Consider the following 26,386-nt stretch of genomic DNA (forward strand, 5'->3'; position numbering starts at 1 on the left):
GCTGAAACGACAAGGGATTGTGATTGGTCATGGACGAGAACAGGGATTCGTCGCTTCGTAAGTCCGTCTCAGGCAACGTCGACATCGCCATCATCGGCGTCGCGGGGCGCTTTCCCGGGGCTCAGGATCCGGCGGAGCTCTGGAATAATTTGAGCGCAGGCAAGACCGCCATCGCGACCATGCCCGAGCGCCGGCGGCCTTCGGGCGCGGGGGGCGACGTATCCCAATACTGGGGCGGCTTCATCGAGGACGCAGATGGCTTCGATGCGGCATTCTTCGGCATTTCCGCGCGCGAGGCCTCGTCCATGGACCCGCAGCAGCGCATGGCTCTGGAGCTGGCCTGGGCGGCCATCGAGGATGCCGGCTACAGCGCGGCCAGCCTCGCGGGCACGCACACCGCCGTCTTCATGGGGGTGTGCCACTCGGACTACGTCGAGATCCACGAGCAGGAATCGGCGCCCATCGACAGCTATTACTCGACGGGCATCGCGTATTCGATCATCGCCAACCGCATTTCGCACTTCTTCGATTTCCGCGGGGCGAGTGTGGTGAACGACACGGCGTGCGCGAGCTCGTTGGTGGCCATTCAACAGGCCGTGGAGGCATTGCGCCGGGGCGACTGCACCTTGGCGTTGGCGGGCGGGGTGAATGTCTGCTGGAGCATGAACCATTACGTGGCCTTCACGCGCAACGGCATGCTCTCGCGCGATGGGAGCTGCAAAACGTTCGACGCTTCGGCCAATGGCTACGTGCGCGGTGAGGGCGGCGGCATCCTGCTTTTGAAGCCGGTCGACCTGGCGCGCCGCGACGGCGATGCGATTCATGGCATCATCAAGGCAATCGGCTCGAACCACGGCGGGCGAACCAATTCGCTGACGGCGACCAATGCCACCGCGCAAGCGGACCTCATCGAGCACGTGATTTCGGACTCGGGTGTGCCTCCCGAGACGGTGAGCTACATCGAGACGCACGGAACGGGTACGCCGCTCGGCGATCCCATCGAGATTCACGGTCTGCAAACGGCGTTCGAGCGGCTGGCGAAGAAAACGGGCGGCACCCTCGCCAATTGGACGGCGTGCGGGTTGGGATCGGTCAAGACGAACATCGGCCATCTGGAGGCCGCGGCGGGCATCGCCGGCGTGATCAAGGTGCTGGAGTGCATGCGCCACAGGACGCTGCCGGCGACGCTGAATTTCCGCACGCTGAATTCGTTGATCGAGCTGGAGGGAACGCCGTTTTACATCACCGACGCTTCAAGGGCGTGGGATCCCGAGTTGAATGGCGCGCCGATCCCGCGAAGGGCCGGGGTGAGCTCGTTTGGATTTGGCGGTGTCAATGCGCACGTCGTGCTCGAGGAATATCTCGGGCCGGAGGCGGGCCGTGATGCGCCGGCTCCGCACGCCATCGTGCTGTCGGCGAAGACGCGAACGGCGCTCGTGGAGAGGGCGCGGCAGCTTGCGGCGTTCCTGAGCGGCGACGGTGCGAATCTGGAATTGGCAGATGTCGCGTATACGCTGCAAATGGGGCGGCAGGCGATGCCGCATCGTTTTGGGATGATCGCGGAAGACCGCGAGCAGCTCGTGGAGAGCTTGCGCGCGTTCGGCGCCGGAGAAGCGCTGCGCGCGGTGCATCGGGAAGGCGTTGCGGAGAAGAAGAAGGCGTCGGCCGAGGCAACGCTGGATGCGCACCTGAAAGCGCGGGACTGGGAGCCGCTGCTCGAGGGCTGGGTGCGGGGCGCGGACGTCGACTGGTCGAAGGCGTACGACGGTGCGGAACCTCGGCGGGTGCGCTTGCCGACGTATCCCTTCGAGCGAAAGCGCTATTGGGTGGAGACGGGTCGCCACCTTGCGGCGCAAACGCCTTCGCGGCACCCGCTGCTGCACACGAATCGCTCCGAGGGCGAGCGATGGGCTTTCGAGTCTTCCTTCACGGGCGACGAGTTTTTCTTGGCGGATCACGTCGTTCACGGGCGGAAGGTGCTGCCGGGGGTCGCGCACCTGGAAATGGTGCATGCGGCCGTTCAGCAGCTTGCGGGCTCGCCGCGCATCACCCATGTGACGTTTTTACGGCAGCTGGCCGTGGATACGCCGCAGGACGTTCGCCTTCAATTCGAGCGGCGCGCGGAGGGCGATCTGCGCTTCGAGCTACGCATTGTCACCGATCGCAACGAGCCTGTGCCGTGCAGCCAGGGGCGCGTTCTCGTCGGGGGTGAACCTTCCGCGGGCGCGGTCGATCTGGACGCGCTGCGCGCGCGGTGCCGGGACGAGTTTTCTTCGCCGGCCCATTGTTACGAGCTGTTCGACGCGATGGGCATTCGTTACGGCAAGGGCCATCGTGCGCTGGCCTCCGTGAGGGTGGGGAAGGGCATGCGCGGTCTTCCGGAGATTCTCGCGCGCATCGAGCTACCCGAGACGCTTCGCGCGTCGCACGAGGCGTTCTACCTGCATCCGAGTCTGTTGGACGCGGCCGGTCAAACGACGATGCTGTTTCCGCTGCTGACGGGAACAGCGAATTCGGGCCGCCCGCAGTTGATGATTCCGTTTTCGCTGGGCGAAGCGCGGTTCGTCCGTCGTTGCCCGGCCCATGTCTGGGCTTGGGTGCGATTCAGCGAGGGAAGCGGGCCGGCGGACGCGAACCAGCGCTTGGACATCGCGCTTTGCGACGATGCCGGTCGCGTGTGCGTCGAGCTTCAGGGCTTCACATCGCGTGCGGCGGCGCGGAAGAACGAGCCGGCTCCGTCCGCGCTGCGGCTGCTCACGCCGGAATGGCGTCCGGCGGCGAATAGCGTGAATCGCGCGCCGGCAAATGGGCATTATGCGGAGCACCACGTGCTGGTCGTCGGCTCCTTCGACGAGGGGCAGTGGGAGTCGATTCGCGCCGCGCTTCCCGATGCGACGGTGTGCGCGCGGTTGGGGGCGCATGGCGCGCTGGCCGAACGCTTCGAGCGCGATGCCATCGAGCTCGTGGTGGCCTTGCAGAGAATTCTGCGGTCGCGACCGTCGCAATCCGTGTTGGTGCAATTGCTCGTGGGGGCGGAGGGCGAAACGGATCCCAGCGTGTGCTTGGCGGCGCTTTCGGCGCTGTTGAAGACGGCGGGGCTGGAGAATCCAAAGCTCGTCACGCAGTGCATTCAGGTTTCGCCCGCCGCGCCGCCGGGCGACGTGGCCGAATGGCTCTCCGAGCTCGCACGCGAGGGCGATGCCGTCGAGGTGCGTTACCGCGATGGCGCGCGCGAAGTGAAGCACCTGGCCGAAATCGGCGTTGCGGTGGAAACGGCCTATCCGTGGCGCGACGGCGGCGTGTACCTCATCACGGGCGGGGCAGGCGGTCTCGGACGGATCGTCGCCGAGGCAATGGCTCGGCAGACCCATGGCACGAAGCTCGTATTCTGCGGGCGCACGGCGCTGACACGCGAGAAGCAGGCCGATATCGCGCGCATCGAAGCGCTTGGCGCGGCGGTGGAGTACCACCAAGTGGACGTCGCGGATTCCCATGCCGTGCGCCAGCTCGTCGCTCGGTGCATGGAAAAGCACGGGGCGCTGAATGGCATTTTTCATTGCGCCGGTGTGCTCCACGATGGCTTGCTGGCAACGAAAACCGACGAAGCCTTGCGCCGCGTGTTCGCCCCGAAGGTGCATGGCCTTCTGAACCTCGACGAGGCCACGCGAAACGTCGATTTGGACTTTCTGATTCTCTTTTCCTCCATCGCAGGGGCCTACGGAAACGTGGGCCAGGCGGATTACGCGGTGGCCAATGCGTTCCTGGATGGCTATGCGACCTACAGGAATTGGCTCGTGGACGAGGGCGAGCGACGTGGTCAGACGCTCTCGGTCAATTGGCCATTGTGGGCGGACGGTGGCATGACGGTGGACGACGCGGTGATGACCCGGTTGCGCCGCGGCGGTCTCGTGCCGCTGTCCACGGCCGACGGTCTGTCGGTCCTGACGCGATGGCAAGGTCCCTCGCAATTGGTCGTCGTTTCGGGAAGCCCCACGCAATACGATGCGGCCCCACGCCCGCAGCCCGCGCCGCGAAACACCGAGGGCCCGAGCCACGCCCAATTGGCTGGTGCGCTCGAGGGCGCCCTGAAAGAGATGGTGGCCGGACTCCTCAAGGATCCGTCGGTGGAGATCGGGTTGGACGACGATCTCGGGAACTTGGGATTCGACTCGATCGGGCTCACGGAGCTGACCAATCAGCTGAACGAGCGCTACCGGCTGGAGTTGATGCCGACGATCTTTTTCGAGCATTCGTCATTGCGGCGGTTCTCCGAGCACCTGCTGAAAGAGCATCGTGAACGCGTGGCCGAGATGGCGGGGCTGCAGCATGACGACGTCGAAGTGGACAGGCCGGCGCCCGGGCCCGCCGTCGATGTTTCGCCGGGGCGCGAGCCGATTGCCATCATTGGCATGAGCTGCTGCTTCCCCAAGGCGAAGAATGCCGAGGAATTCTGGGACAATCTGGTCAACGGCCGGGATTGCATTTCGGAAATCCCCCCGAGCCGTTGGGATTGGAAAGCCATTTACGGCGATCCCGGGCCGCAGGGGAATCGAACGCGGGTGAAGTGGGGAGGCTTCATCGATGGCATCGAGGAGTTCGACCCGCTGTTCTTCGGTATCTCGCCGAAAGAGGCGGAGTACATGGATCCGCAGCAGCGGCTGCTCATGACCCATGTCTGGCGTGCGATCGAGGACGCGGGCTACGCTCCGGCGCGCCTGGCCGGGACCAAAACGGCCGTCTTGGTGGGGCTGCAGGCGAATGACTACATCCCGACGGCGGACTTGAGCTCGACGATCATCGAGAGCCTATCCTCCACCGGCCGAATTCCCTGCGTCGGGCCCAATCGCGTCAGCTACTTTTTCGATTTTCACGGCCCCAGCGAACCGATCGACACCGCGTGCTCCGCCTCGCTGATTGCCATTCACCGCGCGCTGCGGTGCCTGCGGGATGGAGAATGCGAGCTGGCCATCACCGGTGGCATCTACACCATCGTCCGGCCGGATTACCATATTAGCTTCAGCAAAGCCGGTATGCTTTCGGAGGACGGTCGCTCCAAGACCTTCTCGAAGCATGCGAATGGTTACGCCCGCGGGGAAGGGGTTGGGATTCTGCTGCTCAAGAGGCTTTCGGCCGCCGAGCGGGATGGGGACCATATCTATGGCCTATTCGATGGAAGTGCGGAAAATCACGGCGGGCGCGCAAATTCGCTGACCGCGCCGAACCCGCGCGCGCAGGCGGATCTGATCAAGACAGCCTTGCGCGAAGGGAACATCGACCCGCGTACGGTGACGTACATCGAGGCGCACGGAACGGGAACGCCTTTGGGTGATCCGATTGAAATCAATGCGCTGAAAACGGCATTCGCCGAAATGTCCGAGGGGGCGCCGGCGGTCGAGGAGCCCTATTGCGGTATCGCGTCGGTGAAGACGAACATCGGCCACCTGGAGGTTGCGGCGGGGGTCGCCGGGGTCATCAAGGTGCTCTTGCAGATCAAGCACCGCACGTTGGTGAAGAGTCTACATAGTGAAGAGATCAATCCGTACATCAAGCTCGAGAAAAGCCCATTCTATATCGTAGGGGCCAACGAGCCCTGGCGCGCGCGGCGCGGGCCCGATGGGCGCGAGTTGCCGCGGCGGGCGGGCGTTTCGTCGTTTGGCTTCGGCGGGGCGAACGCGCATGTCGTGATTTCGGAATACCTCGACACGGAGCCGTTGGATCGCGCGGCGAAGCTCGAGCACCCGGCCCTGGTGGTGCTATCGGCTCGGAACGAGGAGCGCCTGCAGGCACAGGCCCGTCAGCTGCTCGAGAACGCGGAAACGCTGGCCGAGGCGGATCTCGGCCGGGTCGCCTATACACTGCAGGTGGGCCGGCAGGCCATGGATCATCGGCTTGCGCTCACCGCGACGAGCTTGGGCGAGCTGAAAGGCAAGCTTGGCGCGTACCTGGAGGCCCGTGACGTCGAAGGAGTGTTCCGCGGAGAGGTGAAGAAGAATCGGAAGGTCCTATCGGACCTGACCGCGGACCCGAGCTTCGCGCGGACCATCGAGGAATGGGTGCAGCGAGGCCAACACGCAAAGCTTTTGGATCTGTGGGTCAAAGGGCTGTCCTTCGAGTGGGAACGGCTGTATGGCGCCGACCGGCCGAAGCGAATGTCGCTGCCGACGTACCCGTTTGCGCGGGACCGGTATTGGTTGGAGTCGAAGACCGCCCCCAAGGCGAGCGCGGTGCCGACCGTATGCGATGCCGAATTGAGCGGGGACGAGTTTTTCCTTCGCGATCACGTGGTGGCCGGCGCGAAGGTGCTGCCTGGGGTCTCCTATCTGGAGATGGTGCGCGCGGCCGCGGGCGCCGTGCGCGTGCGCATGAAGAACGTGGTGTGGCTTGCGCCGATCCGCGTGAGCGCGCCGATTCGCGTGCACGTGCAATGGCAGGCGAACGACTTCGAGGTGTACACCGAGGCCGAGGGCGGACGGGTGATCCACGCGCAGGGCCGTGCTTGGCCGATGGCGGAGGAGGGGCTCGAAGAGCGTCTCGACCTTTCGGGGTTGCGCGCGCGCTGCCAGGATCGGGTCGATGCCTCGAGATGCTACGCGGCCTGGAGTGCACGCGGTGTGGAATATGGCCCCGCGCACCGCGCGCTGCAGGGCGTGGGCATGGGGCGCGAGGCCTCGGGCGCGCGCTACGCGTTGGCGGAATTGAAGCTGCCCGATTCGGTGAGCGAAACGCGCGATCGGTACGTGCTGCATCCGAGCGTGCTCGATGGCGCCTTGCAAGCGTCGATTGCGTGGACGCTTCACGAGCCGGGAGAGCAGAGCGCACCGATGCTGCCCTTTGCCTTGGATGAACTGGAGGTTCTCGGGCCAAGTCCCGTGCACGCGTACGCGTACGTGCGGCCGAGCGGCGATACGAAACTCGATATCGACGTATGCGACGAGCAAGGTCGCGTGTGCGCACGCCTGAAGGCCCTGACGAGCCGCGCCTTGCAGAAGAAGCCCGCGACCCGTCGAAACGACGAGGCCGTGGCGAGTATCGTCAAACGAACGATTGTCGTGTGCCTTTCCGAGTCGTTGAAGGTGCCGGCGGACGAAATTGACGCGGATGAGTCCTTTGCCGATTACGGACTGGATTCCATCATGGGGGTCCAAACGGCGCGGGCGATTTCGGATGCCTTGGGGATCGAGCTGCAAACGACGACCCTGTTCGACTATCCCTCGGTCAACAAGCTTGCGGCGCATCTGCTGTCGGAGCATGCATCTGCCCTTGCCGAGAAGCTGGCGCCGGCGGCGCCGGTCGCTGCGCCCGCGGCGCCAGTCGCTGCGCCCGCGGCACCGAAGCCCCCCTCCGAGCAGGCCGTGTTGGAGTTGGTCAAGCGGACGATTGTCGAGCGGCTTTCGGAATCGTTGAAGGTGTCCGCGGGCGAAATCGATTCCGACGAATCGTTTGCCGACTACGGATTGGACTCCATCATGGGCGTCCAGACGGCGCGTGCGATCTCGGACGCCTTGGGGATCGAGCTGCAAACGACGACGCTGTTCGACCATCCATCGGTCAACAAGCTTGCCGCGTACCTCGTCTCCGAGCACGGCGCCGTGCTGGGCGCGAAGCTCGCCCCCGCGGCTGCCGTTCCCGTCGTTCGGCCGGCCCCGCGCGCGCCCGTTGCCGTTTCGCACGGCCCGCGTGAGCCGATCGCCATCATCGGTATGAGCGGCCGGTACCCGCAATCGGACGACGTGGACCAACTCTGGGAGCACCTCGCACAGGGCCATGACCTCATCAGCGACGCCTCCCGCTGGAGCGTGCCGAGCGGTCCAAAAGAGCGTGGACTGGCGGGCCGGCGTGGGGGCTTCCTCTCCGAGATCGATCGCTTCGACCCCATGTTTTTCAGCATTTCCGGCGTCGAAGCCACGTACATGGACCCTCAGCAGCGACTGTTCCTGGAGGAGTCCTGGAAGGCGTTGGAGGACGCCGGGTACGCGGGCGGCACCGTCGGCGGCCGTCGTTTCGGCGTCTACGTGGGAGCGGCCGCCGGTGACTATTCGAAGCTGTTCGACGGTGAGGTGCCCGCGCAGGCCTTTTGGGGCAATGCGGGCTCGATCACGCCGGCGCGTATTTCGTATTATCTGAACCTGCAAGGCCCGGCCATTGCCGTGGACACGGCGTGCTCCAGTTCGTTGGTGGCCATTCACTTGGCCTGCCAGGGCTTGTGGGGTGGGGAAACGGACATGGCCTTGGCCGGCGGTGTCGTGGCGCATAGCACCGGGGGCTTCTTCGCCTCGAGCCGCAATGCGGACATGTTGTCACCGACCGGGCGATGCAACACCTTCGACGACAGCGCCGACGGCTTCGTGCCCGGCGAGGGCGTGGGCGTGGTCGTGCTCAAGCGCCTCCGCGATGCCTTGGCGGATGGCGACTCCATCCACGCGGTGATTCGCGGCACGGGGATCAATCAGGACGGCACCACCAACGGAATCACCGCGCCCAGCGCCATTTCGCAGGAGCGCTTGGAGCGTCAGGTCTACGAGACGTTCGGCATTCACCCTGAGGAGATCCAGCTCGTCGAAGCCCATGGAACGGGCACGAAGCTGGGTGATCCCATCGAGTTCCGCGCACTGACGCAAGCCTTCCGTCGCGACACCGACAAGAAGAATTACTGCGCCATTGGCTCGATCAAGACGAACATCGGGCACGCGCTGATGGCCGCGGGGGTGGCCGGCGTCCTCAAGGTTCTCCTGGCGCTGAAGCACCGGCAGCTTCCGCCGTCGTTGCATTTCCGAAAGGGCAATTCGCATATCGATTTCGGCAACAGCCCATTCTACGTGAACACGGCACTCCGATCCTGGGATGTGCCCGCGGACACGAAGCGTTGCGCGGCGGTGAGCTCCTTCGGCTTCAGCGGCACGAATGCGCATCTGGTCATCGAGGAGGCTCCGACCAACGAGCGCACGCATGTGCGGCGCCCGGCGTACCTGGTCGTCCTCTCGGCCGCCACTTCGGGGCAACTCGAAGAACAGGTTCGCCGTTTGGTGCGTCGTTGCGAAGGGGAACCGGCCCTCGATGCCGGCAACGTCGGATACACGCTCCTGGTGGGCCGAAAGCACCAGGCCCATCGCCTCGCCTGCGTTGCGGCCAGCACCCACGAGCTGACGACGCGTTTGAAGGCGTGGTTGGAAAAGGGGCGCGCGGCTGGTGTCGTTACGGGGGTTCTCGGCGACAAGGAAATAGCGCCAAACGATGCGCTGCTGCGCCGGGGGAACGATTGCATCGAGGCCTACCGCCGAGGGGCACACGACGCCGTCGAGCGTCTGGCGGTGGTGGCGGAGCTGTATACGCAGGGGCATCGACTGGACTTCGAGCGGCTTTTCGCGGGCGATGGCTATTCGCGCGTTTCGCTGCCGACGTATCCGTTTGCGCGGGAGCGGTATTGGGTTCGCTCGCGTGAGAGCGCACGGGAGTCGGGGCGCGTGCTGCATCCGCTGCTGCAGGCGAACACCTCGACGTTGCGCGAGCAGCGCTTCACCACCGAGTGGAGCGGGGAGGAGTCGTTCCTTCGCGATCACGTGGTGAGCGGGGCGAAGGTGCTGCCAGGGGTCTGTTACCTGGAAATGGCGCGGGCGGCGGTGCTGGCCTCCGCGGAGCCCTCAGAGCGTGCGCGTGTGCGCTTGAAAAACGTGGTGTGGCAGTCGCCCATGGTGGTGAACGAACCGCGCCGCGTGCACCTCGCCTTGCAGGCGAACGAGCAGGGCGCGATCGAGTACCAGGTCTACAGCGAAGCGGATGATGCGCGTATGGTTCACGGGCAGGGCCGCGCATTCGTGGAGGAGGGCGGCGGGGAGCGTCTGGATCTCGAGGACCTGCGGGCCCGCTGCCAGGACCGCGTCGATGCTGCGAGCTGCTATGCGGGCTGGGTTGCGCGTGGAGTCGAGCACGGTCCTTCGCAGCGTGCCCTCGAGGGGGTGCGCGTGGGACGCGGTGCGTCCGGGGAGCCCTATGCGCTGGCGGAGTTGAACCTGCCGGAAACCGCGGGCGATGGCTTCGTGCTGCACCCGAGTGTGCTGGACGGCGCACTGCAGGCCTCCATCGCGTGGACGTTGGCGGAGGAAAGCGCGTCGAGCAAACCGATCATGCCTTTTGCGCTGGACGAGCTCGAGATCTTTGGCCCCAGCCCGGCGCGCGCGTACGCGTACTTGCGAGCCAGCGGGCCCGAGGGGGGTGGAGTTGCTCCGCGCAAGTTGGATATCGATATTTGCGATGAGCAGGGCCAGATCTGCGCTCGGCTGAAAGGCCTGACGGGGCGGCCGCTGGAGCGCGCGCTCCAACGTGCGCCTGAAACGCGCGAATCGCGCGAACCTGAGCGCGAGGCGAGCGCGCTGGATTGGATCCCGTGCTGGGACGTGGAGCCCTCGGCGCAAGGCGAGTCTTGGCCGGAGGCGAGCGCCCGTGTCTTGCTTGCGGGGGGCACGGCCGAGCAACAACGCGCCCTCCGCGAGCGCTTCGCGCACGTACAGTGCCTCGAGTGGACGGGGACCGAGTCGATCGACACGTTGGTCGAGCGCATCGGCAGCGGCGATGTCGTGGATCACGTGGTGTGGATCGCCCCGATGTCCCCGGTGCGTCCGCTCGGCGACGAGCGCTTGATCCGCGAGCAGGATACCGGCGTGCTCGCGGGCTTTCGCCTGATCAAAGCGCTGCTCCGACGCGGGTACGAATCGCGAAAGCTCGGTTGGACCGTGGTGACCTGGCAAACCCAGCGCATCGATTCCGACGAGCCCACGGCATTGACCCACGCGAGCATCGCAGGCCTTTTGGGGTCGCTGGCCAAAGAGTACGCGCACTGGAAGGTGCGACTCGTCGATTTGCCGCTGGGCGCGGAGTGGCCGCTGGACGAGCTTTTGCGGGTGCCCGCGGATCCGCACGGCGACCCTTGGGCGTACCGCGCAGGCCAGTGGTACCGGCAGCGGCTCGTACCATCCGAGCTGCCCGACGCCACCACCACGGGCTATCGGCAGGGCGGCGTATACGTGATCCTCGGTGGGGCGGGCGGCCTCGGCGAAGTCTTCAGCGAACACCTGATTCGGAATCATCGCGCGCAGTTGGTGTGGATCGGCCGGCGAGGGTTGGACGCGGAGCTTCAAGGCAAGCTCGATCGGCTGGGCGCGCTGGGGCCCGCGCCGACGTACGTGAGCGTCGACGCCGGCGACCGTGATGCCCTGGAGCGCGCGTACCAAAGCATCCGCGCGCGCCACGGAGCGATCCACGGCGTGGTGCACGCGGCGATTGCGCTGCTGGACAAGAGCCTCGCCCAGATGGACGAGGCGAGGTTCCGGGCGGCGCTCTCGGCGAAGGTGGACGTGAGCGTGCGCCTGGCGCAGGTATTCGGCCAGGAGCGGCTCGATTGGGTCCTGTTCTTTTCCTCGCTCCAAACCTTCTCGAAGGGGCCCGGGCAAAGCAATTATGCGGCGGGCTGCACCTTCAAAGACGCCTTTGCCCAGCAGCTCGCGCAGTCCTGGCCGTGCCCCGTCAAGGTGATGAATTGGGGATACTGGGGCAGCATCGGGATCGTGGCCTCGCCCGCCTACCGAGAGCGGATGGCGCGGATGGGCATCGGCTCGATCGAGCCGGGCGAAGGCATGGCGGCGCTGGAGCGCCTGCTATCGGCACCGGTGAATCAGGTGGTGTTCATGAAGACCACCCGGCCCGACGCGCTCACCGGTCGAACCTTGCCGGCGGGTCATCTGCTGGCGCTCTCCGAGCGGATCGACGTCGCCCGAGAAGCGCTGCCCGCGATCCATCTCGCGCGGGAGAGCCGTCGCACGCTCTCGGCGATACCGAATCAGGACCTCGCGCGCGAATTCGATGGGCTGATGCTGCGGCTGATGTTCAGCCAATTGCAGTCGTTGGGCCTCTTCGTCGAGGAGCGGCTTTCCGTCGAAGCCTGGAAGTCCAAGGTCGGGCTGCCCGCGATGTACGAGCGCTGGCTCGAGCAAAGCCTGCGCCTTCTGAGCCGCGCGGGCCTGAACGGTCCACGGGTGCTCGACAACGCTGCCCTGTGGTCGGAATGGGATGCGCGCAAGGGCGCCTGGCTGAACGAACCGAGCCTGCGCGCTCAGGTCAACCTGGTTGAACTGACCCTGCGCGCACTGCCGCCGATTCTTCGTGGGCAGCGGCCGGCCACGGACGTGATCTTTCCCAATTCGTCTCTGGAGCAGGTGCAAGGCGTTTACAAACACAATCCGGTGGCGGACTACTTCAACGAGGTCCTCGCCGACGTCGTGGTGGAGTGGGTGCAGGAGCGGCGCGAGCACGATCCCGCCGCGAAGATTCGAATCCTCGAGATTGGCGCGGGCACCGGCGGCACCAGCGAAACCGTCTTCCGGCACCTGAGGCCCGTGTCCGATGCCATGGCCGAGTATTGCTACACGGATATCTCGAGGGCGTTTCTCATCCATGCGCAGAACACCTTCGGGCCCACGACACCGTACCTGACGTACCGGATGTTCAACGTCGAAAAGCCGCTCGAAGGTCAGAAGATCGAGCCGGGCGCCTACGACGTGGTGATTGGCACGAACGTGCTGCACGCGACACGCAACGTCTGCCGCACGCTGCGCAATGCGAAGGCGGCGCTGAAGCGTGGCGGCATAGTGCTGATCAACGAGCTCTCCGAGGTGAGCGTCTTTGCACACCTGACCTTCGGCCTTCTGGAAGGGTGGTGGCTCTATGAGGACGGAGCGCTGCGCATTCCGGGATCGCCGGCCTTGTCGCCGGAAACCTGGCAGCGTGTGCTGCAGTCCGAGGGGTTCGCCCCCGTTCTTTTCCCCGCGCGCACGGCCCGTGCGTATGGGCAGCAGATCATCGTGGCGCAGAGCGACGGTGTGATTCGCCAGGCGACCCCATTGTCGCCGACCCAAGGGGCCGTACGCCGCGTCGTCGAAGCGCCGGTCGTACCTCCCGCGCCGCCGCCGAGTGCGAGTGTCGATCCGGGGCCGCTTCGTGAGCGGACGATTTCCGCGCTGCGGCGATTGGTCAGTGAAACCCTGATGACGCCTTTGGCGCAGATTCAGGCACACGAATCGTTCGAGCGGTATGGGATCGATTCGATCCTCGTCGTGCAGATGACCAATGCCTTGAGTCGATTCGTGCCGGAGATCTCCAGCACGCTGTTCTTCGAGCACGGCACGATCGCACTGTTGGCCGACCATCTCCTTCGAAGCCATCGCGCCGAGGTGGCGCGCTGGGCGGGCGTGGACGATACCGCGGCCCGCGCCAAAGAGGCGGTCCCCACATTCCGGACCGTGCCGCGACGTGCGCCTTCCATCGTGGCCGAGCGGGACCCGAGCCCGGCGCCCGCGATGGAGAAGCGGGATATCGCCATCATCGGCTTGAGTGGACGCTATCCCGAGGCCGACTCCGTTCACGCACTCTGGGAGAACCTGAAAGCGGGCCGGAATTGCATTCGCGAGATCCCCTCCGAGCGATGGGACCACCGCGCCTATTTCGATCCGCGAAAGGGCACGGCGGGAAAGGCCTATAGCAAGTGGGGCGGATTCATCGAGGACGTGGACCGCTTCGATCCGCTGTTCTTCCGGATCTCGCCGCTCGAGGCCGAGCAAATGGACCCGCAGGAGAGGCTGTTCCTGCAGGAGGCCTACGCGAGCATCGAGGATGCCGGTCATACACCCGCCACCCTCCGCGCCGGCGGCCCAGTGGGCGTTTATGCGGGCGTGATGAACAGCACGTATTTCAAGAGCTCCAGCTATTGGTCCATCGCAAACCGCGTATCGTACCTATTTGGCTTCAATGGACCGAGCATGGCCGTGGACACGGCCTGCTCGAGCTCCTTGACGGCGATTCACCTCGCGGTGGAGAGCCTCCAGAACGGAACATGCGAAGTTGCCCTCGCCGGGGGCGTCAATCTCATCATCGATCCGGTTCAATATATGAATTTGTCCGCGCTCAGCATGCTCTCGAGTGGCGACAAATGCCGGGCTTTCGGCGAGCGAGCCGATGGCTTCGTCGATGGTGAGGGGGTTGGCGTGGTCGTGCTCAAGCCCCTGAAGAAGGCCGTGGCCGATGGCGACCCCATTTACGGTGTGATCAAAGCCACCAGCATCAACCACGGCGGCAAGACGAATGGCTACACGGTCCCGAATCCCGCCGCACAGCGCGACCTGGTATGGGCGGCCCTCGGCAGGACGCACATCGATCCGCGTGCCATCAGCTACATCGAGGCCCATGGGACGGGCACGGAGCTCGGCGATCCCATCGAGGTTGCGGGATTGAGCCAGGCGTTCGAGCGATACACGCAAGACAAGCAGTATTGCGCCATCGGCTCGGTGAAGTCGAACATCGGTCATCTGGAAAGCGCCGCGGGCATTGCGGGGTTGACCAAGGTGCTGCTGCAGATGAAGCACCGAACGCTGGTGCCGAGCCTGCACTCGGAGGCGCTGAATCCACACATCGATTTCGCGCGCACTCCATTCCGCGTCCAGCAGGCCGTGAGCGAGTGGCCGCGACCGGTCCTCGAGACCGATGGCGTGCGTCAGGAGCATGCGCGCATCGCGGGAATTAGCTCGTTTGGCGCGGGGGGTGCGAATGCGCACGTCATCGTGCAGGAATACGAAGCACCGAACGAAGCAGGCGCCGATGCGGCGGTCTTCACGTCCGAGCGTCCCGCGCTCGTCGTGCTCTCGGCGAAGACGGAAGACCGGTTGCGGGCGCACGCGCAGCGGATGCTGGCGCATTTCGAGAGCTGCGCCTACGCCGAAAGCGATCTCGCCGCAATTGCCTATACGTTGCAGGTGGGTCGTGAGGCCATGGAGCAGCGGCTGGCCTTCACCGCCACGAGCCTTGCCGACGTGCGCGCAAGGCTGCGCGACTACCTGGACGACAAGGCCAGCGAGGTCGAGGAACTCCATCTTGGAGATGCCAAGAAGAACCGCGATGCGCTCGCCGAACTCGATTCCGAGGATGCGGCCAATCTGATTCGCACGTGGCTCGAGAAGGGCAAGTACGCAAAGCTTCTGGGCCTATGGGTGAAGGGGCTGTCGTTCGACTGGGCGCAGTTGTACGGCGACGGTCGGGCGAAGCCGCGGCGGCTTGCGCTTCCCACGTACCCCTTCGCGCGTGAGCGCTATTGGGCGAATCGGGCGAGCACGGAGGCGCGCATCGAAGCGGCGGTGTCGCCGGCGGACACCGACGATCGATGGATGTTCGCGGAGCATTGGGAGCCTGTCGCGCTCCCGCGGCCGAAGATGGATGCCGAGGCGCGCACCATCGTGGTGCTCGTCTCCGATCCGCAGCGTCAGGCGGCGATTGCTGCGGCGGTGGCACGGCGGAGTGCCCGCGCGAAGGTCGCATTCGTCGCGGGGGGCGCGGAGGATGCAGCGTCGTACGCACGGGAATTCGGCCGCATCGTCGAAAGCCACGGTCCCATCGATGCGGTGTGGGACTTGCGCGCGCTGGAGGATGCGTGCCGGTTGCGGGACGAAGAGGCCATCGTTCGACTGATTCGCGGCCTGAAGGCCGCGGGCATTCGAAAAACGGCTCTCCTGTTGGCCGGTGAGTACGAATCGGCGCTGGAGCGTTGTTACCTCGAGTCGTGGATTGGCTACGAGCGCTCGCTGAAGCAGGTGCTTCCCGAGGTGCGACTGGCCGTGATCCAGGGCACACGCGAACGAGGCGACGCCATAGCACGATGGGCGGATCGGCTTTGGGACGAAGGTCTCGCCAGCAAGGTCGAGAGCGCGTCGTACGTGGGAGAGCTCCGGCATGCGTTGCGTCTGCGCCCTCTTGCCGCACCGAAGACGTCCGCGTCGGTGTTGCGCCACGGCGGGACGTATCTGATTACCGGAGGCCTCGGCGGGTTGGGGTATCTGTTTGCCGAGTACCTTGCGAAGCGGTATGCCGCGCAACTCGTGATGGTCGGTCGATCGAGCCTCGATGCGGCGAAGGAAGCGCGCCTGAAGGCGTTGGAGTCGCTCGGCGGTCGCGCGATGTACTTCGCCGTCGATGTCACGGACAGCGATCAGATGCTCGCCGCGATCGAACGAGGCCGCGAGCGATTCGGGGCCCTGCATGGAGTGATTCACGCGGCCGGTGTTCAAGCGCAAGGCACGGTGCTCGACTCGGACGCACGTCACCGCGATGCGGTGTTGGCGCCGAAGATCGCGGGAACGTTGGTGCTGGAGGAGGTTTGCCAGGATCGGTCGCTGGACTTCGTCTGCTACTTCTCGTCGTCGTCGGCCATCCTGGGAGACTTCGGCGCCTGCGACTATGCGGTGGGCAATCGCTTCGAGCTGGCGCATGCCTCGTATGCGTCCGAGAGAGCCATCGCGATTTGCTGGCCGTTGTGGACCGGCGGCGGAATGCACATGGAGGACGAGGCTGCCGCGCAGCTCTATTTGAAGTCGACGGGGCAGCGTGCGTTGGCTGCGGCGGAGGGCATCGAGCTGTTCGAGCAGGCCCTCACTTTGCGCGCCGGGCATGCGCTGGTCGTCGTGGGGCAGAAGGGCGGCGTGGAGCGCATGCTGGGATTGGCGCCGCAGTCCGTCGCCGTCGAAACGGTTGCCGTCGAGGCCACTCCGATCGCCTCCGAGACGCGGCGCCGTCCCGAGTTGCAAGGATTGTCCGTCGCGCAATGCGTTCTCTGGGAGCTGCAGGAGATCACCGCGGAGCTGCTCAAGCTGTCGCGCGAGAAGTTGGATCCCGAGGAGAACCTGGCGGAATTTGGAATCGACTCCATCGGCCTCGCACGATTGGCGCGGCAATTGTCCGAGCATTACGGAATCGAGGTTACGCCCGCGATCTTCTATAGCTACAGCACCTTGTCGAAGTTGTCCGCGCATCTCGTCGGCGCTCACGCCGACGTGCTGCAGCGGCACTACGCCGAGGGCACGCAGGCGCCTCCACGGGCCGTGTTGGAGCATCGGCCGGTCGTCCAGCCGGCGTTGCCCGCGCCCGTACGCAAGGATGCCATCGAGCCGGTGGCCATCGTCGGCATGAGTGGCCGCTTCCCCGGTGCGCGCAACGTCGAGGAGCTATGGCAGCTCCTTTCGGCAGGCCGCGAGGCGGTGCAGGAGATCCCGCTCGAGCGATTCGATTGGCGGGCGGACTACCAGGCCCGAAAGATCCATAGCAAGTGGCTGGGCGTGGCACCGGGAATCGACGAATTCGACCCCATGTTCTTCGAGATATCGCCACTCGAAGCGCAAGCCATGGATCCGCGTCAGCGCCTGCTACTGCAAGAGGCCCATCACGCGTTGGAGGACGCGGGGTGCGGCGCCTTGGAGCTGGGTCGCCGCAAGATCGGTGTGTTCGTCGGTGTCGAGCAGGGCGACTATGCGTCCTTGCTCACCGAGGAGCATGCGACGGCAAACCACGATGGGATCCTCGCCGCGCGCCTCTCGTACTTCCTGAATCTGCACGGGCCCGTGATGGCCATCAATACCGCGTGCTCGTCGGGTTTGGTGGCCGCGCACCAGGCCTGCGTGAGCGTGCGTTCGGGCGAGTGCGATATGGCCATTGCGGCGGGGGTGAGCCTCACGTTGACCCCGCAAAGCTACGTGTCGATGAGCCAGGCGGGCATGTTGTCGCCGGACGGCAAGTGCTACGCGTTCGACGAGCGCGCCAATGGCATGGTGCCGGGCGAGGCCGTGGTGGCGATCGTGCTCAAACGGCTTTCGCAGGCCCGCGCCGATGGCGACACGATTCATGCGGTCATTCGAGGCAGTGGCATCAACCACGATGGCAAGACCAATGGATTGACGGCGCCCAATGGCGAAGCCCAAACGGAGCTGATCGAAGACGTGTACCGACGCGTGGGCATCGCTCCCCGCGACGTGGAATACATCGTCACGCACGGGACGGGGACACGGCTTGGAGACCCCGTCGAGATCGAGGCGCTCCGCAAGGCATTCAAAGGTAGCTCCCAGGAGCCTTTCTGCGCGTTGACCTCCACCAAGTCGAACCTGGGCCACACCTTTGCGGCATCGGGGCTCGTGAGCTTGGTGAGCCTCGTGCAGGCGCTGCAGCATGAAACGATACCGGCCAGTCTCCACTGCGAACGATTGAGCGATTACATCGATTGGAAGCAAAGCCCGTTTTACGTGAATACGCAGAACAAGGCTTGGCCGAAAAAGCCAGGGGCGCCGCGTTTGGGGGCGGTGAGCGCATTCGGGATCAGCGGCACGAACGCGCATATGGTCGTGGAGGGCTATGACGAGCCTGCGCAGGAAACGGCGCCGCCCCCGAGTGCGCCGTCCTTTCTCTTCGCGCTTTCGGCCAAAACGGAGGAGGCCCTGGCCGAGCGGGCGCGGGATCTCGTGAGCATTCTGCAGGACGAACGGCGCGATTGGAGCCGAGGGGCTTTGGCGGCATTGAGCCACACGCTGCTCGTGCATCGAAGGCACTTCGTCCATCGTTGTGCGTTCGTCGGTGCAGATCGCGAGCACGTGAAGACGTTGCTCGAGAAGATGGCCGCCGGCGAGAAGCATCCCGGACTGATTCGCGGCAAGGTTTCTCGAGAATTTGCCGAGCAGCCGGCGTTCGTGCAATACGGCGGCGAGCTGCTCGAGAAGCTTGTACGGCAACGGGGCGACGCGGCGTCGTACCGCGAATCGCTCTTGGCGCTCGGGGATCTGTATTGTCAGGGTTATTCGTTGCGGTGGGAGACGCAGTTCGGTGAGCATCCGCCAAAGCGAATCTCCGTGCCGACGTATCCCTTTGCCCGAGAGCGGTATTGGGCCGAGGTCGTGCCACGCAATGCGCGCGATGGTGCGGTGGCGTCGGTGCTGCATCCATTGGTGCAGCGAAATACCTCGGATCTGACGGAGCAGCGTTTTAGCTCGTGGTTCACGGGTTCGGAGTTTTTCCTTCGTGATCACGTGCTCAACGGCGAGAAGATGCTGCCCGCCGTCGCATACCTGGAGATGGCGCGCGCGGCCGCAATGGAGTCGCTGGGGGGCGGGGGCTCTCTGCGGCTGAAGGACGTGGTGTGGCAGCGACCTTTGACCGTCGGTCAAAGTCGTGAGGTGCATGTCCGTCTTCACCGGGAAGAGGAGGGCGGCGCGATCGCGTTCGAGGTTTACACGGACGCGGAAGATACGGCCCATGCGCGTGGCCGGGTGGAGTCGTTCGAGGCGGACGAGGCGCGGGTAGATCTGGCGGCTTTGGAGGCGGAGATCACGCGGTCCATTGCCGTGGACTGCATGTACGACGCGGTGGCGGCGGCCGGTATCGCGTTCGGTCCGGCCCATCGCGGTCTGTCCCGCTTGCAAGTGGGAAAGCATGCCGACGGGATCCCCTTCGTCTTGGCGCGGGTGGAATTGCCTGCATCCGTACGCGCGACGGCGTTGCAGTACCACGTGCACCCGAGCGTGCTGGACGCCGCCTTGCAAGCGACCATCGGGCTGGGATCGGCGGAGCGGCTTTCCCTCCCATTTGCCTTGGAGAGGATGGACGTCTTGGCCGGCACGCCGCCGGTCGCCATGGTGTACGTGCGGCCCCGTGCGGGCAGCATGGATATCGATGTTTGCGATGAGTCCGGGCGCGTATGCATCCGGCTGATCGGGTTTGCGTCGCGCGCGGTCGAAGCCGATTCCACGGAGGTAGGCATTTCGCTGCTTCGGCCGCGGTGGGAGAGTGCAGCACCACGCCCCGCGGAGGTGGTTTACGGCGAGCGGTGGATCTGCGTGGACGAGGCATTCCGGGAGCATGTCTCGGAGCTGCGAGCGCGCCATTCGGGAGCAAACTGGGACCTGTTGCTGCGCCCCGAGGGAGGGGATGCGTGGGGCGCCGGCGCGCTGATGGCGATCGCGGAGCAATTGCTAACGCGGGTGCGCGCTGTTTTGGCGGCGGCGCCGCGGGGGCCGGTTGCGTTGCAGGTGCTCGTGAGCGAGGCCAGTGGCGGTGGAGCCTTGCGGGCGCTGAGCGGGATGCTTCGGAGCGCACGGTTGGAGAATCCGCTGTTCCACGGTCAGGTCATCGGCCTTCCGGCCGAGCCGCCGAAAGCGCTGCTCGAACGGGCCCTGGACGAGAATGCGCCGAGCGACGGCGAGGTTCGCTACGTCGACGGACGTCGCGAAGTTTCGAGCCTGCAGCCGATGGCGGCAGACGCCTTTGCAGGGGCGGACGTGCCGTGGAAACACGGCGGTGTGTACCTCATCACCGGCGGCGCGGGCGCCCTGGGGCAGGTGTTCGCGAAGGAGATTGCGAGCCGGGTCGAGAATGCCCGGGTCATTCTGGCGGGACGCTCGAAGCCGACGGCGGAGCAGGAAGAGCGACTGCGAGCGCTGGGCGCCGTTCGCTACCGCGAAATGGATGTGACCGATGTGGTCGCGGTGCGGCGTGGGATCGAGGAGATTCTCGCGCACGACGGGCGTCTCGATGGTGTGGTGCACGCGGCGGGGATCCTCCGGGACAGCTTCGTCATCAAGAAGAGCGCCGAGGAACTGCGCGCCGTGATGGCGCCCAAGGTGCTTGGTGCGGTCCATTTGGACCGGGCCACGCGCGACATCGAGCTGGATTTTCTGATGCTGTTCTCCTCCGGTTCGGCCGCCCTCGGGAATGTGGGGCAAAGCGACTATGCGACGGCGAATGCCTTCCTGGATCGATTTGCAGCGCATCGCAATGGATTGATTCGACGAGGCGAACGCCGAGGGCGGACATTGTCCATCAATTGGCCTCTATGGGCCGAAGGTGGAATGCGCGCGGACGACGCCACGCGGACGGCGATGCAGCGCCGCGGGCTCGAGCTGCTGGAGACCGCCGCGGGCATCGCATCGCTGTATCAAGCATGGCGCAGCAACGAATCCCAGGTTGTCGTGCTCGCCGGCGCGCGGCCGAAGCTCGAAGATGTGCCGGTTGCGCGCGCCGCGAAGCCGGTCATCGAGTTGGACGTGGGGCGGGGTGAGCTGCGTCAAAAGACGGTGCAGTATCTGAAACGCGCGTTGGCCTCGACGCTCAAGCTGGCGCCCGAACGGATCGAGAGCGATGCGGAGCTCGAGCGATACGGCATCGATTCGATTCTGGCCCTGCGCCTGGTGAACGACTTGGAGGCGACGTTTGGACCACTCTCCAAAACGTTGATGTTCCAATATCGAACCATCGACGTGCTCGCGGACTACTTCCTCGAGAGCCACCGCGACACCTTGCTTGCGAAATTGAAATTCGAGCGCAAGGACCATGGAGCGCCGGCTTCCAGCCGGCGGTCCGCCGGTTTCCAGCCGGCCGGCAAGATGCCAGCGCACCGCCGGCAAGATGCCGGCGCTCCATCCGTCGCGCCTTCGCTCGACGTCGCCATCATCGGCCTGAGCGGGCGCTATCCCCAAGCGGCGGACGTTCACGAGTTTTGGGAAAACCTCAAATCGGCCAAGGACAGCATCACGGAAATCCCCGCTTCACGCTGGGATTACACTGCCTACTTCGACCCCGAGAAGGGAAAGCTCGGCAAGAGTTACAGCAAGTGGGGCGGATTCATCGACGGCGTCGACGAGTTCGACCCGGTCTTCTTCAACGTCTCGCCCAAGGAAGCGCAAATCATGGACCCGCAGGAGCGATTGTTCCTGCAATGCGTCTATCGAACCTTGGAGGACGCAGGCTACACGCGCGAAAGCTTGCGACGGTCGCCCACGGCCGATGGCGAGGGCAACGTCGGCGTATTCGTCGGCGTGATGTATGAGGAGTACCAGCTCTACGGCGCGCAGGCGCAGATGCGTGGCCCCGCCCATGCCTTGGCGGGCAGCCCATCATCCATCGCGAACCGCGTCTCGTACTTCTGCAATTTCCATGGACCCAGCATGGCCGTGGACACCATGTGCTCGAGCTCCCTGACGGCCATTCACCTTGCCGTACGGAGTCTGAAATCCGGCGATTGCGAAGTGGCCATTGCGGGTGGGGTCAATGTTTCCGTGCACCCGAACAAATACTTGGCATTGTCGCAGGGGCAATTTGCCTCCAGCGCCGGCCGGTGCGAAAGCTTTGGCCGCGGTGGGGATGGATACGTGCCCGGCGAGGGGGTGGGGGCGGTGCTGCTCAAGCCTCTCGCGCAGGCCGAGGCCGACGGCGACCACATTTATGCCGTGATCAAGGGCACGAGCATCAATCATGGCGGCAAGACGAACGGCTACACCGTGCCAAATCCGGTGGCGCAGGCTCGCATGATCGCGCGGGCGCTTTCCGAGGCGAAGGTGAACCCGCGCGCGGTGAGCTACATCGAGGCGCACGGAACGGGAACCAGCCTGGGCGATCCCATCGAGATCTCGGGATTGACGCAGGCGTTCGCGCGCTACACGCAAGACAAGCAGTATTGTGCCATTGGATCGGCGAAGTCGAACATCGGCCACCTGGAGAGCGCGGCCGGCATTGCGGGGTTGACCAAGGTGCTTTTGCAGATGAAGCACCGGATGCTCGCGCCGAGCCTGCACTCCCAGGTGCTGAACCCGCACATCGAATTCGAGAGTACCCCGTTCCGCGTGCAGCAAGTCTACGAACCGTGGAATCGCCCCGTTCTCGCGATCGACGGCGTGCGGCGGGAGTACCCGCGCATCGCGGGGATTTCCTCCTTCGGTGCGGGGGGCGCCAATGCCCACGTCATCGTGGAGGAATACGAAGCGGCGGAACGCACCCTCGCGGCCGCGCAGCCGGCGTTGATCGTCCTCTCGGCGAAAACCGAGGAACGTCTGGACGCGCAGGTGCGGCAGCTGCTGGCGCACGTGGCGCGCGAATCGTATGTCGATGCCGACCTGCCGAGCATGGCGTACACGTTGCAGATCGGGCGCGAGGCGATGGACCATCGACTCGCATTCACCGCGCGCAGCATCGACGAGCTGCGCGAGAAGCTGACCGCGTACTTGGAAGGCAGCGCACGGCGAGGTGAGACCGACGAGTGCTACCGCGGTGAGGTGAAGAGGAACAAGGACGCGCTGGCGAGCTTCAACACGGATGAAGACACGGCGGCGCTCATCGGCGCGTGGCTCCAAAAGGGCAAGTATGGAAAGGCCCTGGAGCTGTGGGCGAAGGGGCTGACCTTCGATTGGCAGCAGCTCTACACGGATGGCCGCCCACGGCGCATGCCCTTGCCGGGCTATCCCTTTGCTCAGGAGCGCTATTGGATTCCAGAGCAGGAAACGGCATCATCCTCCCGCGCCCGGCGGCTGCTCGCAAAGGCCTGGGAGCCGATGCCGTCGAGCGAGAGGCAGGTTGCGCCGAAGGGCGTTATCATCCTGTGCGACGCCGAGACGCGAGGCTTTGCGGATCGATTGGCGCGTCGGTTCGGTGGAAGCACGGTGCACGTGCTGCAAGGCGAGGCGCCGGCGCACCTCGATTGGAGCCGCTGCGCGGGCTGGATCGATGTGGTGGGATGCGGCTCGGGCCGTGTGCACGATGTGCAATGGGTGGCCCGCCTGCAACGGTGGCTCGAGGAAGGTCCCCGCGAGGGCGCGTGGGCGTTGTGCGTGACCCGCGGACTGGAGGCGCACGAAAACGCGAGCATTCGGCTCGGCGGTGCGGACCGCGTGGGCTTGTACCGGATGCTCTCCAGCGAGTGCACGCGTGTCGTCTCGCGTCACGTGGACGTGGAGCCGGGCAGCGACGAAGAGACGGTGCTCGGGCAAATCATGGATGAGTGCGGTGGAGCGCGCGCGTCGATCGAGGTGTGCTACCGCGGCGGTCGCCGCTACGGGGCCATTCTTCGCGAGGTGCCGCAGCGCCCTGCGGTCGCGGCCCCGTTTCCGAGCGACCATGTTCTGTGGATCACGGGCGGGACGCGCGGCATCGGCTACCGGTGCGCGCAGCATTTCGTCCGTGAACGGGGCGTGAAGCGCGTGGTGCTCACCGGTCGCGAGGCGTTGCCTCCGCGCGAGCAGTGGGCCCGCGCGCAGTCGGCGAACACGCCCGTCGCGCAGAAGATCCGCGCGGTGCTGGCGCTGGAAGCCGAGGGCGCGCAGGTCCAGGTGCTCGCGGTGTCCTTGTCGGACGAGGCGGCATTGCGGGCGAGCCTGCGAAGCGTCAAAGAGACGCTGGGTCCCATTGCGGGCGTCTTGCATGCGGCGGGGCTCGTCGATGCCGAACAGCCGGCGCTCGTGCGCAAGAGCACCTCGCGCATCGAGGCGGTGCTGGAGCCCAAGGTTGCGGGGCTCGACGCGATGCTCGCGTGCTTCGCGAACGAGCCTCTGCGCTTCTTCGCGCTGTTCTCCTCGGTCTCGGCGGCGGTGCCGACCTTGGCCGTCGGTCAAAGCGATTATGCGATGGCCAATGCCTACATGGATTATGTGGCGCAGGCGCACGCCCATCGACTGCCGATCGTGAGCATTCAGTGGCCGAGCTGGAAAGAGAGCGGCATGGGCGAGAGCCGTACGCCCGTGTACCAAGGCCTCGGCTTTCACAGCCATACCGATGCAGAAGGTCTGCACATTCTCGACGCGCTGCTGGAGCCGGGGCATGGCCCGGTGCTCCTGCCTGCGGTGGTCGACCCGACCCGATGGCGCGTGGACGCGCTGCTCGAGCCGCGTGCGAAGCCGCCGCTCTCCAATTCTGTCGCGGTGTCGCCCGCTGCGGCCTCCACGACGGCGGTGCAAGCTTGGCTGATCGACATCGTCGCCCGTGAGCTCAAACTCGATCCCTCACGGCTCGACGTGCAGACGCCGCTGCCGGATTACGGCGTCGACTCCGTCATGCTGGCCCAGTTGGTGCGGCCGGTGTCCGAGCGCGTCGGCGAGGCGGTGGATCCGTCCGTCCTGTTCGAGCACCCGACCCTCGAGGCCTTTTCCGATTGGCTCGTAGGCCGTTATGGCGAAGCCTTGTCGGCCGCCACCCCGGCGTCGCCCGCCCTGAACCTGACCGTAGCCACGCCACCACGCATCGAGGCGACGCCGGCATCCAGCGCATCGATCGCATCCGCCGCGGACATCGCCGTCATCGGTCTCTCGTGCCGCTTTCCCGGCGCGAACGATCTCGAGCAGTACTGGCGCCTGCTCGCCGAAGGCCGCTCCGCGATCGGACGCGTTCCGCCGGAGCGCTGGGGGCATTCGAGCCATTACCATGCCGCGGTGCTGGCCGGCGCCACGCGCTTCGACCCCGGCTTTTTCCTGATTTCCCAAGCCGATGCGCGCGCCATGGATCCGCAGGCCCTGCTGGCGCTCGAGGAAAGCCTGGCGCTCTGGTACCACGGCGGATACACGCTGGACGAGATCAAAGGCGGCGCCATTGGCGTGTACCTGGGCGCCCGGAGTCAGGTCGTCGCCGATGCCGACACCCTGAACGGCGCGCAAAATCCCATCATGGCCGTCGGGGCGAACTACCTGGCCGCGAACATCTCGCGCTTCTTCGACCTGCGGGGCCCGAGCGTGGTGGTGGACACCGCATGCTCATCGGCCTTGGTGGCCATGAACATGGCCATTCAGTCGCTGAACGGCGGCGAAATCGACTCGGCGCTGGTGGGCGGCGTGAGCATGCTCCATGGCGACGACGCACTGAAGCTCTTCGAGCGACGCGGCATCCTGAATCGCGAGGCCGCGATGCACCTGTTCGACGGGCGCGCGCGTGGCACCGTCTTGGGGGAGGGCGCCGGGATGGTATGGCTCAAAACCCTCGAGCGGGCGCAGCGCGATGGCGATTGCATTTACGGCGTCATCAAGGGCATCGCCATCAACAACGACGGCCGCACCGCCGGACCGGCCGCCCCGAACATGGAATCGCAAAAAGCCGTCATGCGGAGAGCTCTCGCGCGCAGCGGCAAGCTACCGGAGCAGGTCGGGCATATCGAAGTAAACGGCTCGGGCACCGAGGTGACCGATCTGCTCGAATTGAAAGCCATCGAATCCGTCTACCGCCCCGGGGGCGGGGCCCCATGCGAACTGGGCTCGATGAAACCGAACATCGGACATCCATTGTGCGCCGAGGGGATTGCAAGTTTCATCAAGGGTATATTGATGTTGCATCGACGGCAGCGCGTGCCATTCCTGTCGGCCCGCGAGCCGATGCGCCATTACGATCTCGCGGTATCCCCCTTCCGTTTCGCAAGGGCCTTGAGCGCTCCGGGCGACGTGCCCGAGTTGATCGCGATCAACTGCTTCGCCGATGGTGGGACGAATGCACACGTGATCGTCGAGGGATGGCGAAAAGATCCCGCAAACGCGGCGCGCACGCCGATGGCGCCTCCGGCGTTGCACAGGGTCGAATGCCGAACGCCGGCACCGAAATCCGAGCGGCCGGCAGCCGCGGTGGTGCACGGTATTTGGGGACAACTCGTCAGCTCCAAGCCCATGGCCAATGGCGTCTGACAACTTCGAAACATGGATTTCTCGATTCAATGAAATTGCGCGTTCCGTGTAACCAGAACGGAGGACATCCTTTTCGACAATGTCATTGGACGGTCCGTCTAATTTAAGGACGA

At 65.4% G+C, this 26,386-nt stretch carries 1 protein-coding gene; it reads left to right on the top strand.

From position 1 onward, the window contains the following. Positions 1–29 precede the first annotated feature (29 nt). Positions 30–26,273, top strand: coding sequence for an SDR family NAD(P)-dependent oxidoreductase (locus LZC95_16880; GenBank protein WXA98501.1), 26,244 nt, complete (start codon positions 30–32; stop codon positions 26,271–26,273). The last annotated feature ends 113 nt before the right edge of the window (positions 26,274–26,386 follow it).

The organism is Sorangiineae bacterium MSr12523 (genome assembly GCA_037157775.1).
Taxonomy (GTDB): Bacteria; Myxococcota_A; Polyangia; order Polyangiales; family Polyangiaceae; genus Pendulispora; species Pendulispora brunnea.